The 14,006-nt window shown below is 52.7% G+C and carries 11 protein-coding genes; 10 read left to right on the top strand and 1 reads right to left on the bottom strand.

The features are described 5' to 3' along the window. The first annotated feature begins 149 nt into the window (after positions 1-149). From FNY10_RS06830 to hslJ, 3 genes are all read left to right on the top strand, one after another. On the top strand, positions 150-650 hold the full coding sequence (locus tag FNY10_RS06830; protein ID WP_160703492.1) for a DedA family protein: 501 nt from the start codon (positions 150-152) through the stop codon (positions 648-650). A 146-nt stretch (positions 651-796) separates the two neighbouring features. Continuing rightward, entirely contained in the window at positions 797-1,786 is a 990-nt protein-coding gene (locus tag FNY10_RS06825; protein WP_100685184.1) for a 2-hydroxyacid dehydrogenase, read from the top strand. A gap of 125 nt (positions 1,787-1,911) precedes the next feature. After that, the gene (gene hslJ, locus FNY10_RS06820) at positions 1,912-2,334 is read left to right on the top strand and encodes a heat shock protein HslJ (protein WP_141964698.1); all 423 of its coding nucleotides are present in this window, start codon (positions 1,912-1,914) and stop codon (positions 2,332-2,334) included. Here the strand turns inward: hslJ and FNY10_RS06815 are convergent. After that, positions 2,331-2,597 (bottom strand): DUF333 domain-containing protein, encoded by a 267-nt coding sequence (locus tag FNY10_RS06815; RefSeq protein WP_100685215.1) that lies wholly within the window; start codon positions 2,595-2,597, stop codon positions 2,331-2,333. The genes hslJ and FNY10_RS06815 overlap by 4 nt on opposite strands. A 311-nt stretch (positions 2,598-2,908) precedes the next feature. Between FNY10_RS06815 and FNY10_RS06810 the strand changes: the two genes are divergently transcribed. The 7 genes from FNY10_RS06810 (at position 2,909) to uspF (ending at position 13,944) form a co-directional block, all read left to right on the top strand. After that, the gene (locus tag FNY10_RS06810) at positions 2,909-3,907 is read left to right on the top strand and encodes a LacI family DNA-binding transcriptional regulator (RefSeq protein ID WP_141964699.1); all 999 of its coding nucleotides are present in this window, start codon (positions 2,909-2,911) and stop codon (positions 3,905-3,907) included. A gap of 45 nt (positions 3,908-3,952) precedes the next feature. Beyond that, entirely contained in the window at positions 3,953-5,638 is a 1,686-nt protein-coding gene (locus tag FNY10_RS06805; RefSeq protein ID WP_160703494.1) for a glycoside hydrolase family 13 protein, read from the top strand. Continuing rightward, on the top strand, positions 5,625-7,022 hold the full coding sequence (locus FNY10_RS06800; protein ID WP_160703496.1) for a PTS transporter subunit EIIC: 1,398 nt from the start codon (positions 5,625-5,627) through the stop codon (positions 7,020-7,022). Before FNY10_RS06805 ends, FNY10_RS06800 begins: the two co-directional genes overlap by 14 nt. A 128-nt stretch (positions 7,023-7,150) precedes the next feature. Then, positions 7,151-8,728, top strand: coding sequence for a carbohydrate porin (locus tag FNY10_RS06795; RefSeq protein WP_160703498.1), 1,578 nt, complete (start codon positions 7,151-7,153; stop codon positions 8,726-8,728). A 265-nt stretch (positions 8,729-8,993) separates the two neighbouring features. Continuing rightward, complete coding sequence (gene nifJ / locus FNY10_RS06790; protein WP_141964703.1) at positions 8,994-12,521, top strand: pyruvate:ferredoxin (flavodoxin) oxidoreductase; 3,528 nt, start codon at positions 8,994-8,996, stop codon at positions 12,519-12,521. A 697-nt stretch (positions 12,522-13,218) separates the two neighbouring features. Further along, on the top strand, positions 13,219-13,443 hold the full coding sequence (locus tag FNY10_RS06785) for a KTSC domain-containing protein (protein WP_131049775.1): 225 nt from the start codon (positions 13,219-13,221) through the stop codon (positions 13,441-13,443). A 66-nt stretch (positions 13,444-13,509) separates the two neighbouring features. Continuing rightward, positions 13,510-13,944 carry a universal stress protein UspF gene (gene uspF / locus FNY10_RS06780; RefSeq protein ID WP_141964704.1) on the top strand — a complete coding sequence of 145 codons (435 nt, stop codon included), beginning with the start codon at positions 13,510-13,512 and terminating at the stop codon, positions 13,942-13,944. Positions 13,945-14,006 lie beyond the last annotated feature (62 nt).

The raw sequence follows: 14,006 nt of genomic DNA, 5'->3' as shown, positions 1-14,006 counted from the left end.
CGACCAGCGAGTTAAAGTTTCTATCCAGCCTAAGAATAGTTGCTGAGACATCATCGTTATGGTGAATTTTTGCCATTCGCTTATTTAACCACCATTTAGCCAGCGCCTGTCACACTCGCTGGAATCGTTCAAACAAGTGGGTGGACCTCGTGGAGTTTTTTGTTTCGCTTATTGACTATGCCCAACGCCACTATTCCTTCCTGCTGCTGCTGGTCTTCCTGCTGACCTTCAGCAAATCCTGTGCGCTGATTTCCCTGCTGGTGCCGGGCACTTCCGGACTATTGCTGCTCGGCCCGCTCGCCTCCGCCAGCCTGAATCACTTCCTGTTTATGTGGCTCAGCGCCAGTCTGGGGGCAATCGGCGGATTCTGGATCTCCTGGTGGCTGGGACGACACCATCAGTATCGGCTGCTACAGCTTCGCTGGTTGCGCGGCGAACGGCTGGCCCGTAGTCTGGCTTTTCTTCATCGCCACGGCGCATGGGCGGTGTTTTTCGGGCGTTTTCTCTCACCGCTGCGCGCCACACTCCCCCTGGCCAGCGGCGTCAGCGGCACTCCGTTCTGGCATTTTCAGTTGGCCAATGTCAGCTCGGGATTCCTCTGGCCACTGCTCCTGCTGGCTCCCGGCGCCTTCAGCTTCAGTTTTTGGTAAAATTCATTGTGTTTTAAAGAGATACCTCAATTCAGCGATATGCTCTAGAATTAAGGTTATATCCACCAGGTTAAACTAATTTTTAATATTTGTACGAATATTTTAAATATGCTACCGTGACGGTATAATCACTGGAGAAAAGTCTTATGAAAATCGCTGTGTATAGTACAAAGCAGTACGATAAAAAGTACCTTCAGCATGTTAATAATACATATGGCTTTGAACTCGAATTTTTCGACTTCCTGTTAACCGGGAAAACCGCGAAAACGGCCAACGGTTGTGAAGCCGTGTGCATATTTGTCAACGATGACGGAAGCCGTCCGGTACTGGAAGAGCTGAAAGCCTATGGCGTGAAATACATCGCCCTGCGCTGCGCCGGGTTTAACAACGTCGATCTGGATGCGGCCAAAGAGCTGGGTCTGCGCGTTGTCCGCGTTCCCGCCTATTCGCCGGAAGCGGTCGCTGAACATGCCGTCGGTATGATGATGTCGTTGAACCGCCGCATCCACCGCGCCTACCAGCGTACCCGCGATGCTAACTTCTCGCTGGAAGGCTTAACCGGCTTTACCATGCACGGTAAAACCGCCGGGGTGATCGGGACCGGCAAAATCGGCGTTGCCACGCTGCGTATTCTGAAAGGGTTTGGCATGCGCCTGCTGGCGTTCGATCCCTACCCAAGCGCCGCAGCGCTGGATCTTGGCGTCGAGTATGTCGATTTGCCGACGCTGTATGCGCAGTCCGATGTTATCTCCCTGCACTGCCCGCTGACGGAAGAGAACTACCATCTGCTGAATCATGCGGCGTTTGAGCAAATGAAAAACGGCGTGATGGTGATCAACACCAGTCGTGGGGCGCTGATTGATTCTCAGGCGGCTATCGATGCGCTGAAACACCAGAAAATCGGGGCACTGGGCATGGACGTGTATGAGAACGAGCGCGATCTGTTCTTCGAAGACAAGTCCAATGACGTGATTCAGGATGACGTTTTCCGTCGCCTCTCTGCCTGTCATAACGTGTTGTTCACCGGGCATCAGGCTTTCCTCACCGCCGAAGCGCTGATCAGCATTTCACAAACCACCCTTGATAACCTGCGCCAGGTCGATGCTGGCGAAACCTGCCCGAACGCGCTGGTCTGAAAATCCTTCCCCTTTTGTGCCCTCCTTCCACGGGGGGCACATTCAGATAACCCCGACAGAAATTGCCCGCAGTAAAGTTAAACTGTGCTCATTCGATAGATATGATCAATGTTTCTGGAGGAAAAATGAACAAGTTTGCTGCACTGCTGGCGGCAGGAATGCTGTTATCTGGCTGCGTCTACAACAGCAAGGTCTCCACCGGCGCGGAGCAACTTCAGCACCATCGTTTCGTCCTGACCAGCGTCAATGGCCAGGCGCTAAAGGCGGGAACCAAACCGCTGGCGCTGAGTTTTGGCGAAGATATGTATGTTTCAGGCAACATGTGCAACGGCTTTAGCGGGAAAGGTAAAATCAGCGACGGCGAGCTGAAGGTCAAAACGCTGGTGATGACTGGTCAGCTGTGCGCCGATTCCCGGCAGAATACGCTGGACAGTACGCTGAGCAAAATGTTGCGCGATGGCGCACAGGTCGACCTGACGGAACATCAGCTGACGCTGGCCACCGCCGATCAGACCCTGGTCTATACCCTCGCCGACCTGGTCAGCTAGTAGTTGCCGCAGCTTCCACCCGCTAACGCCTGCTCGCTGCAGCGCTTGCCGTTAGGTAACGCGCACATGCCGATTGTCGAACCGTCAAGCTGTCGTGCCACGGACAATGAGCCGCCAATCATCGCGCAGTTCGCCTGCCCTGAGCTGCTCATCGCGGCACGCATTCCCGGTGACACGTGTGCCGCCGTCGCCTGTTGAACCGGTTCGCTACTACAGGCCGACAATAATAACGCGGCACACCCTACTAAAAACGCAGCTCGCATCGTCTCTCCCCTCAGAAACTTCCCAAAATAAACAAACCCCAGAATAATAGGCAGCGCAGCGCCTGACGTCGAGAGGCGAAATACGTATTTATGCGCCTCATTAACATTTCTTAGCAAATTTTCCGCCCAAATGTTGATCTTGTCAGGGGGCGAGTGCGTTTGCGGAAAACGCGGCGAAGATGAGCGGCTATCGCGACAAGCGGCCGCTCGCATTTTGTTGTGAAGCCGATCATGTTTTAAAAAAAGGTTGTTGACTTAATCACCTGCTGAAAATAGCTTACAACACTATGATAACGATTTCATAGACTGATATGGCAACGATAAAAGACGTAGCAGAAAAAGCGGGACTCTCGGTGACGACGGTCTCACGCTTCCTGAATAATCATCCTTATATCTCCGATGATAAAAAAGAGAAGATTCTGGCGGCAATGAAGGCGCTGGATTACGAGCCAAGCACCGTTGCCCAGCAGATGCGCGGGGTAAAAACATACCGTATCGGCGTGCTTATCTCGCGGATCACCAACCCGTTTTTCGCAAGCCTGGTCGACGCGCTGGAGGTCACCGCGCGTAAAAATGGCTATTCGGTACTGATCGTGCAAAACCACGACAGCGCGGGTGAAGAAAAGAATTGCCTCGATCTGCTGAAGAAGAAAATTATCGATGGCCTTATTTTATGCGCCGTCGAAAACGATAAAAATGTGCTGGAAAAATATCAGCAATATGGTCCGATTCTGCTGTGTAATACCAGCGTTGATAATATCAGCCTGCCGGTAGTAAAAGTTGACGACCGCCAGGCGACCTATAACGCCGTGATGTACCTGATTAACAAAGGTTATAAAAAAATCGCCTACTCCACCGGCGGCGCGTTTCAACAAAAAGGTCACGGCAGCAGAAGAAATAACGGCTTTAGTGAAGCCATGCAGGCGGGCAAGCTGGCTATTGATCCCGCGCTGATTTTCCGCCAGATGCATACCTATAAAGACGGGCAGCGTCTTGCCGATAACATTATGCAGATGGATATCGATAAACGTCCCGATGCCATCTTTGCCGGCAGTGACGAGGTGGCGTGCGGTTTAATTGCCAATCTGACCGCCAGGGGTATTAAGGTTCCGACCGATCTTGCGGTAATGGGTTTCGATAATTTACCGGTCGCGGAAATGATTAACGTCCCTCTCACCACCGTCAGCCAGCCTGTGGAACAACTGGGGCGAATTTCGATTGAGCGTCTGCTTTCGCTCATTAACGGCACACGGTATCAGTACGATGAAAAAGATCTGCAATCTGAATTGATTATCAGAGCGTCCGCTTAATTTTTTTATCTCAATATGGTATCGATTTCATATCAAGGAGAAGTTATGAATATTCCCCGGCAATCCGCATGGTGGAAGGAATCTGTCATCTATCAGATCTATCCAAAGAGTTTTTATGACAGCAACAATGATGGGGTCGGCGACATTCGCGGCATCATCGAGAAACTGCCTTATCTCAAGACGCTAGGTATCACTGTGATTTGGGTATCACCGTTCTATCGCTCGCCGATGGCGGATAACGGATACGATATTGCCGATTATTTTGCTGTGAACCCTGACTTTGGCAGCATGCAGGATGTCGATGAACTGATCGCCCGGTCGGGAGAAATGGGCATAAAAGTGATGATTGATCTGGTCGTCAATCATACCAGCGACGAGCACGCCTGGTTTCAGCAGGCGCTGGCGGATCCTGAGTCCCCCTATCGCGACTATTACATCTTTAAACCCGAAGTTAACGGCGCGCCGCCGAATAACTGGCGTTCCATTTTTGGCGGTAGCGCGTGGGAAAAAGTCCCCGGCGAAGCGATGTACTACCTCCATGTGTTCCATAAAAAGCAACCTGACCTGAACTGGGAAAACCCGGCATTACGTGAAAATATCTATGCAATGATTAACTGGTGGCTGAATAAAGGGATCGCGGGTTTTCGCATCGATGCAATCACCTTTATCAAAAAGGACCAGGATTTCGGCTCTCTTCCGGCGGATGGTATCGATGGCCTCGTCTCCATCAAAAATAAAGCCCGTAACAGACCGGGAATTGAGATTTTCCTGAACGAGCTAAAAGAAAAAACCTTCAGAAAATATCATTGCGTAACCGTTGGGGAAGCGCCTGGCGTGCCGCTGGATGAGTACGAGCGCTTTATCGGGCCCGAAGGATATTTCGACATGATCTTTGATTTTCATGCCGCCGATATTGACGTGGAAAATGGTTCTGAATGGTTCCGGCAATGCGACTGGGGTGTCAAAGAGTTCAGAGAAACCCTGTTTGCCAGTCAGCTTGCGTTTATCCGCGCGGGATGGGGCACCTCGTTTATCGAAAATCATGACCAGCCTCGCGCTCTGTCTAAGCTGGTCAAGGACGTTAACTACCAGAACGACACCGGCGCCACGGCGCTGGCGGCGATGTACTTTTTTATGCACGGCACGCCTTTTATCTATCAGGGGCAGGAGCTGGGGATGAAAAACTTCAGCCGCAGCAATATTAGCGAGTTTGATGATATTTCCAGCCTCGATAACTACTCTCGTTCGCTGGCGGAAGGTTTTAGTGCAGATGAGGCAATGGCGTTTATTAACCGACGTTCAAGAGATAATGCGCGCACGCCATTTCCGTGGTCCAACGGCAGCAACGGCGGGTTTAATCAAGGGGCTAAACCGTGGCTGGCGTTTACATCCGACGATTTTTCACTGAATGCGCAAGAGCAGATCTCGCGGGAAAACTCCGTTTTTTCGTTTTATCAGCGCATGATTGCCTTGAGAAATATCGCGTTTCCCGAGACGCTTATTTATGGCCAGTTTACGCCGCTGAACAACGTTGCCGATGACATTATCGCTTATGAGCGATGTTCCGCCGACGCGCGTATTCTGTGCATCACTAATCTGAGCAGCAAAGCGCAGCCGTTTGCCTTACCTGACGGCGAAATTTTACTCAGCAATAACGACAATATGACTTCTCCGTTGCAACCCTACCAGACCCTTCTCATTAAGGTACATGCTAAAAATGAGCAAATATAAAAATATCGCTGTTGATATCGTCAATACAATTGGCAAGGATAACATCGCTTCGGCGACCCACTGTGCGACACGTTTGCGCTTACAGGTAAAGGATCGCCAGAGTATTGATGATGAAAAAATACGTAATATTAGTGAAGTGAAAGGTGTCTTTTACCATTCCGGCCAGTATCAGATCATTCTGGGTACCGGCATCGTCAATAAAGTTTATCAGGCATTTATGGCCGAATTTCAGGTGGCGGAGGTCAGTAAAGACGAAATGACCCGACAGGACGCCGGTAGACTACAGCGAGGGATCAGAAACCTTTCTGACGTCTTTGTTCCCATCGTGCCGATACTGGGTGCCACCGGGCTGTTTCTGGGGCTGAAAGGGGTCATGTTTAATGATACCGTGCTGTCTCTTTTTAGCAGCAGCGTGCAGGATATTCCCGTTTATCTCAAGACCCTGACGACCGTACTGTGCGACACCGCTTTTGCTTTTCTCGCCGCATTTATTTGTTGGTCGGCCTTCAAGAAATTTGGCGGCACGCCGATTATCGGCTTTCTCATTGGCCTGATGCTGGTCTCTCCGGCACTCCCCAATGCCTATGACGTGGCGTATGGACATGCCTCGCCGATTTACGTATTGGGTTTTATCCCGCTGGTTGGCTATCAGGGTTCCATTCTCACTGCGCTGATTACCGGTATTATCGGGGCAAAGCTTGAAATCTATTTTCGGCGAATCATGCCAAACGCCATGGATCTGATATTCACTCCGTTCATCGTGATCCTGATTGCTATTGCGATAGCGCTATTCATTTTAGGTCCACTGGTACACGGGTTTGAACATTATGCGGTGATGGCAATTGAGCAATTCCTTGCCCTGCCCGCTGGAATTGGCGGTCTGTTGATCGGGTTTATTTATCCCATCGCGGTCATGACCGGCATGCATCATATGTTCATTATGATTGAAACATCCCTGATTGCCGGAACCGGCTTTAATCCGCTGATCACCGTTTGCGCCATGTACGGTTTTGCTAATGCCGCCGTGTGCCTGGCGATTTCGTTGAAATCAAAAAATACGGCCTTTAAAACCGCCGGGATCTCGGCCACGGTAACGCAGCTACTGGGGGTGTCTGAGCCAGCGCTGTTCGGTATTGTCATGCAGTCAGGTATCCGCGCGATTGCTGTCATGCTCACCAGTTCAGCATTAGGCGGAATGATACTCTCTCTTTTATCAATCAAAGCTAACTCGTATGGACTGGCGGTACTGCTCTCGCCGCTGATGTATATATACGATAGCTATCAATTCGTGAGCTATATCATCGTGGGTATTGCGGTATTTATCTTTGCATTTATTACCGCCACGCTCTTCGTCAATACAAATAATCCGGTCGCGAAAAAATGAGATAAATAAGCCGCGATATATTTAATGTCCTGACTCGTCAACTTAAATAGCTCCACTTTTTAATGGCACCTTCCCCGTGCGCCAGGCGCCCTTGCGCCTTGAATACGGGGAATCCGTACAGGTTATTAATGATGAAAATTTATGCCCTTACCCTTTGCGCGCTGACGTTGCCACTCGCTGCACACAGCGCCGATATGACGCTTAAAGAAATCAGTGCCCGGCTGGAAAAACTAGAAACGGAATTAAAACTGTCGAAAATACAGTTACAGCACGCCGAACAGAAAATTGATAATGCAGAAAAAAGAGCGACTGCCGCTGAGCATAATGCGATGCTAAGCCGCCAGCAGTTGCAGGCCGTTGAACAAGCAACGCCGGCGGATCGGGTATTAAGCAAAAACCCGACCGTCAATACGCCGCCGAATAGTGGCGATAATCACGAGATTAAAATCGGCGGCTATGCGCGCAGCGGCATTTTGACCGGGCGACAAGGAACCACCAGTACCATTGGCCCTTCGCTGACGCCGGCCGGCAGCACCGGCGGTAGCGTCGGGCGTCTGGGTAATGAATCGGATACCTATGTCACCGCCGACATTAACTATATACGTCAGTACGATAATAACGCCCGACTGCGCTATTACATGAAAATCGCCGAATGGGATAAAACCTATAACACCGACAGCGCCTTTAACGGCCAGATGAATTTACGTCAGGCCTTTGCTGAAATGAGCGATCTCCCCTCGTTCACCGGCGCATTTACGCACGCCACCCTCTGGGCAGGAAAACGAGAAGACCGCGATAATTTTGATATTCACTGGCTGGACTCCGATATGATGAATTTGATCGGTACTGGCGCCGGTATTTATGATGTTAATTTCTGGGGGGATGTAAAAACCAATTTTTCGGTCTACGGACGTAATTTTAATGATATTGATAGCATGGAAAATGTTGAATATAACAACATGACCGGGGCTACCAATACCTATATCCAGAACTATACCTTCTCTGTCAATAACAAATCAGGCCCGTGGCAGTGGATGGTTAACGGTCTTTACTCCAAAGACAACGACAAGCGCATTAATGACGGACTGGCATCCGATAAAGCGGCAGCGCAGGGTTTCAATACGATGCTGGCGTATCACGGCGACAGTTTTTACGGGTTACGTCCCGGCCTGTCTAAAACGGTGCTGCTCTATGGTCAGTCGCTCGGCGCGGAGGTCCGGGGGCCAGGGTCAGATGGCTACCTCATTGATAACGCCTGGACCCTGAAATTTGCCTCCTATGGCATCACCAGCCTGACCGACCGGCTGAGTCTGGCGCCGCTCATCGTTGCCCAAAGCAGCAACAACCGCTATCTGGATTCGGATCATTACGACTGGTTAACCCTGAACGCCCGCCTTATTCAGGAGATGAATCAAAACTTCGCGCTGCAGTATGAGGCCAGCTATCAGTATATGGATATCGACCCGAAAGGGTTTAACGGCAACCGGCCGGTCAGCGGCAGCTATTACAAACTGACCTTTGCTCCCACCTTCAAAATGCACAATGTGACTGACTTTTTTGAGCGCCCGGAAATTCGCTTTTTCGCCACCTGGATGAACTGGGACAAATCGCTGGATAACTACTCCACCAGCGATACCTTTGGCAGCGCAGGCTACCACAGCGGGGGGACCTTAGTTTTCGGCGCGCAGCTTGAAACCTGGTTTTAAGCCCATCCCAGCGCCGCCTTTAGCGTTTGCCAAAGGGGCGCTGTCGTCATAACGCCACCGCGGCTGCGGCTAAATAATCCGTGCAATATCATGGCGATTTATCCGCAGCCCGGCCCGCAACACCAGAAATCGTGGATCAATTTGTGCACTTGAAAGCCTCACAACTTCAAGGGTATAGATAATGCCCGTATACTAGCCGCTATAATTACAGGACCTGTAGCCGTTTGTCAGGTCTCTTCTTTTGCGCAATGTTAGGGTGTCTTTTATGATTACTATCGACGGTAATGGCGCGGCCGCTTCAGTCGCGTTTCGCACGAGCGAAGTTATCGCCATCTACCCGATTACGCCCAGTTCAACGATGGCGGAACAGGCGGATGCCTGGGCGGGTAACGGGCTGAAAAACGTGTGGGGCGATGTCCCTCGCGTTGTCGAAATGCAGTCGGAGGCCGGGGCGATTGGTGCCGTACACGGCGCGCTGCAGACCGGTGCGCTCTCAACCTCCTTTACTTCATCGCAGGGTTTGCTGCTGATGATCCCAACGCTGTACAAACTGGCCGGTCAGCTGATGCCGTTTGTCCTGCACGTTGCCGCCCGTACCGTCGCCACCCACGCGCTGTCGATATTTGGCGATCATTCCGACGTCATGGCCGTGCGCCAGACCGGTTGCGCCATGCTGTGCGCCAGCAACGTCCAGGAAGCTCAGGACTTTGCGCTGATTTCCCATATCGCCACGCTTAAGAGCCGGGTGCCGTTTATTCATTTCTTCGATGGTTTCCGCACTTCGCATGAAATCAATAAAATCGCCCCGCTGGCGGATGACACGATTCGCAGCCTGCTGCCTCAGGACGAGATTGACGCGCACCGTCTGCGCGCGCTGAACCCGGAACATCCGGTGATCCGCGGCACGTCGGCGAACCCGGATACTTATTTCCAGTCCCGCGAAGCCACAAACCCCTGGTACGACGCGGTCTATGATCACGTTGAAACGGCGATGAATGATTTCGCCGCCGCGACCGGCCGCCAGTACAAACCGTTCGAGTTTTACGGCCATCCGCAGGCAGAACGGGTAATTGTGATTATGGGCTCGGCTATCGGCACCTGTGAAGAGGTGGTAGACGAACTGCTGAGCCGCGGCGAAAAAGTCGGCGTTCTCAAAGTTCGCCTCTATCGTCCCTTCTCGGCCGCCCATCTGCTGGAGGCGCTGCCGGAAAGCGCGCGCGCGATCGCCGTTCTCGACCGCACCAAAGAACCGGGCGCCCATGCCGAGCCGCTGTACCTGGATATCATGACCGCGCTGGCGGAAGCCTTTAACCGCGGCGAACGTGAAACCCTGCCCCGCACCATCGGCGGCCGCTACGGTCTTTCATCCAAAGAGTTCGGCCCGGAGTGCGTGCTGGCTATCTTCAATGAATTACGCGAAGCCCGACCCAAACCGCGGTTCACCGTCGGCATTTACGATGATGTGACCAATCTCTCCCTGCCGCTCGGGGAGAACACCCTGCCGTCAGAAGCCAAACTGGAGGCGCTGTTCTACGGCCTCGGCAGCGATGGCAGCGTATCGGCGACGAAAAACAATATCAAAATTATCGGCAACTCCACGCCGTGGTTCTCGCAGGGCTATTTTGTCTATGACTCGAAAAAAGCCGGCGGTTTGACCGTGTCGCATTTGCGGGTCAGCGAGAAACCGATTCGTTCCTCCTATTTGATCTCGCAGGCCGATTTCGTTGGTTGCCATCAGCTCCAGTTTATCGACAAATATCAAATGGTTGAGCGTTTAAAACCCGGCGGGATCTTCTTGCTCAATACGCCTTACGGCGCCGATGAAGTGTGGTCGCGCCTGCCGCAGGAAGTACAGGCGACGCTGAATCAGAAAAAAGCGCGCTTTTATATCGTCAACGCCGCGAAGATTGCCCGGGAGTGTAGCCTCGGCGCGCGAATCAATACCGTCATGCAGATGGCATTCTTCCACTTAACGCAAATTCTGCCGGGCGACAGCGCGCTGGCCGAACTGCAGGGCGCCATTGCGAAAAGCTACGGCAGCAAAGGCCAGGATCTGGTTGAACGCAACTGGCAGGCGCTGGCGCTGGCGCGCGAATCGTTGGCCGCAGTGCCGTTGCGCCCGGTCGATGCCTCCAGCCCGAACCGCCCGCCGGTAGTCTCCGACGCCGCGCCGGACTTTGTCAAAACCGTCACCGCCGCCATGCTGGCCGGACTCGGCGACGCGCTGCCGGTCTCCGCTCTGCCGCCGGATGGCACCTGGCCGATGGGCACCACGCGCTGGGAAAAACGCAATATCGCCGAAGAGATCCCTGTCTGGAAAGAGGAGCTGTGTACCCAGTGCAACCACTGCGTCGCCGCCTGTCCGCACTCGGCGATTCGCGCCAAAGTTGTCCCACCGCAAGCGATGGACGCGGCGCCGGCCAGCCTGCACTCCCTGGATGTCAAATCGCGCGATATGCGCGGGCAAAAATATGTGCTGCAGGTGGCGCCGGAAGATTGCACCGGCTGTAACCTGTGCGTAGAAGTGTGCCCGGCAAAAGACCGGCAGAACCCTGATATCAAGGCCATCAACATGATGTCGCGCCTTGAGCATGTGGAAGAGGAGAAAGTCAACTTCGACTTCTTCCTCAACCTGCCGGAGATCGACCGCAGCACTCTGGAGCGCATTGATATTCGCACCTCGCAGCTGATTAGCCCGCTGTTTGAATATTCCGGAGCCTGCTCCGGCTGCGGCGAAACGCCGTATATCAAACTGTTGACCCAGCTGTACGGCGATCGGATGCTGATCGCTAACGCCACCGGCTGCTCGTCCATTTACGGCGGCAATCTGCCCTCTACCCCGTATACCACCGACGCCAACGGCCGCGGCCCGGCGTGGGCGAACTCGCTGTTCGAAGACAACGCCGAATTTGGCCTCGGCTTCCGCTTAACCGTCGACCAGCACCGCCAGCGCGTGATGCGCCTGCTGTCAACGTTTGCCGACAAGCTGCCGCCCGCATTGAACGACGCGCTGCATGCCGACGCCACGCCGGAGGCGCGCCGTGAACAGGTAGCCGAACTGCGTAAAGTTCTGGCTAATGAAGAAGGCGCGAAGGAGCTCTTAACCGATGCCGATGCGCTGGTTGAGAAATCCATCTGGCTTATCGGCGGCGATGGCTGGGCCTATGACATTGGCTTCGGCGGTCTCGACCACGTCCTGAGCCTGACAGAAAACGTCAACATTCTGGTCCTCGATACGCAGTGTTACTCCAACACCGGCGGCCAGGCGTCGAAGGCGACCCCGCTCGGCGCGGTCACCAAGTTTGGCGAGCACGGCAAGCGCAAAGCGCGTAAGGACCTCGGCGTCAGCATGATGATGTACGGGCATGTTTACGTGGCGCAAATTTCGCTGGGTGCACAGTTGAATCAGACGGTGAAAGCGATTCAGGAAGCGGAGGCCTATCCTGGCCCGTCGCTGATTATCGCCTACAGCCCGTGTGAAGAGCACGGTTACGATCTGGCGCTCAGCCACGATCAGATGCGTCAGCTGACCGCCACCGGCTTCTGGCCGCTGTACCGCTTCGACCCTCGTCGCGCAGATGAAGGCAAACTGCCGCTGGCGCTGGACTCTCGCCCGCCATCGGACGCGCTGGCCGAAACGCTGCTTAACGAGCAACGTTTCCGGCGCCTCAATGCCCAGCAGCCTGAAGTCGCGGAGCAACTGTGGAAAGATGCGGCGGAGGATTTGCAAAAACGCTATGACTTCCTGGCCCGGATGGCTGGCAAAGCGGAGAAACCGGCAACTGAGAGTTAACCCGCTCCTTTAAGCGTAGCCATAAAAAAAGCCCGAATATTCATTCGGGCTTGTCATTTCTATCGTCAAAAAAATATCATGCGTGAATATAATATGTGACGATCATAATAAAAGCTGACAATAATAAAAGGCATCTAACGCGCGCAGAATACACCCTTCATGTCACGATGTATAATTTTTATTTTTCATGCTTCGGCTTGATATATTCATAGAAACTATAGCCTTGACGGAGCGACTTTATCAGTCAACATTCAAAACACCAATTTAAACCATATTTATCAACACATTAACATTAATTATGAGTAAAGGGGTTTGTTATTATCCCGCCATTAGCCACACTCCCCGAACATTAATCCGGCCAGCGAAATAACAATCCATCGACAACTTTCCCAGCGCGTTATAAATAAAACCCCGATCGGGTCCGCTGACGATGAAAGCCGTGTTGAATATCTCAATATGATGACGCTTTATTCATCCACGCAGAATATGCCCCCCGCTGTCGGCTCGAAAGCCGGTTTCCAGGGCCAGAAGGACAACGTTTATCTCAGTCACGGTGCCGCTGGGCGGACTTAGCCGCGCGGACAGGCGGGCTTGCCGGCAACATCAATCAAATCAAAACAATATACCTGGCGTATTAAAACCGTTACCCGATAAATGATATATTGCCACTAAAGCTTTGTCGTAAAGGACGCCTGCCATGCAACATCAACCTGTAAAATCATCCCGAATCGCCTCCGTCGCCTATGACGAAGCCTCTGGCCTCCTCGAAATCCGCTTTCACGGCGATATCACGCTGCGTTATGAGAAGGTGCCGGAGCGCATCTATCGCCATTTTTTGCAGGTGGTGTCCAAAGGGCGTTTTTATGATGGCGTCATCAAAGGGAAATTTACCGAACGCCGGGTGACTAACGCGAAAATGTGACCCGTCAAGGTACATCGCACCGCCAAATGACGTACCCTTTAAGAGGTGACTTAAACAGGAGGTTTTATGGCCAGAATCATTCTTGTACCTATTGATATTTCTGATAAGGAATTAACGCAGCGTGTTGTCAGTCACGTTGAGGCAGAAGCGCGCATTGATGATGCCGAAGTACACTTTCTGACCGTGATTCCATCCCTTCCCTATTACGCCTCGCTGGGGATGGCCTATACCACCGAACTACCGCCGATGGACGAGTTTAAAGCAGAATCGGCAACGCGCCTGAAAGAGATTGTCGCCCAGTTCGCCATTCCTGAAGACCGGGTGCATTTCCATGTTAAGGAAGGTTCGCCGAAGGATAACATTCTGGAACTGGCGAAAACGCTGCCGGCTGAGCTGGTGATTATCGCCTCTCACCGCCCGGATATTACGACCTATCTGCTCGGCTCCAACGCCGCGGCCGTGGTTCGTCATGCCGACTGTTCCGTACTGGTTGTGCGTTAATCCCCTTCAGCCCGCCGCTATGGCGGGCTTTTTGTCTCAATCTCTCAGGCTAAACTACCTGA

It is taken from the genome of Klebsiella sp. Lac1 (genome assembly GCF_009825425.1).
Taxonomy (GTDB): Bacteria; Pseudomonadota; Gammaproteobacteria; order Enterobacterales; family Enterobacteriaceae; genus Klebsiella; species Klebsiella electrica.
The sequence above is the reverse complement of the archived record's forward strand: the minus strand, read 5'-3'. Positions and strand labels throughout refer to the sequence as shown.

Coding starts and splice junctions, on each gene's coding strand:
- FNY10_RS06825 (WP_100685184.1), top strand. CDS start 797: ATGAAAATCGCTGTGTATAGTACAAAGCAGTACGATAAAAAGTACCTT.
- hslJ (WP_141964698.1), top strand. CDS start 1,912: ATGAACAAGTTTGCTGCACTGCTGGCGGCAGGAATGCTGTTATCTGGC.
- FNY10_RS06815 (WP_100685215.1), bottom strand. CDS start 2,597: ATGCGAGCTGCGTTTTTAGTAGGGTGTGCCGCGTTATTATTGTCGGCC.
- FNY10_RS06810 (WP_141964699.1), top strand. CDS start 2,909: ATGGCAACGATAAAAGACGTAGCAGAAAAAGCGGGACTCTCGGTGACG.
- FNY10_RS06805 (WP_160703494.1), top strand. CDS start 3,953: ATGAATATTCCCCGGCAATCCGCATGGTGGAAGGAATCTGTCATCTAT.
- FNY10_RS06800 (WP_160703496.1), top strand. CDS start 5,625: ATGAGCAAATATAAAAATATCGCTGTTGATATCGTCAATACAATTGGC.
- FNY10_RS06795 (WP_160703498.1), top strand. CDS start 7,151: ATGATGAAAATTTATGCCCTTACCCTTTGCGCGCTGACGTTGCCACTC.
- nifJ (WP_141964703.1), top strand. CDS start 8,994: ATGATTACTATCGACGGTAATGGCGCGGCCGCTTCAGTCGCGTTTCGC.
- FNY10_RS06785 (WP_131049775.1), top strand. CDS start 13,219: ATGCAACATCAACCTGTAAAATCATCCCGAATCGCCTCCGTCGCCTAT.
- uspF (WP_141964704.1), top strand. CDS start 13,510: ATGGCCAGAATCATTCTTGTACCTATTGATATTTCTGATAAGGAATTA.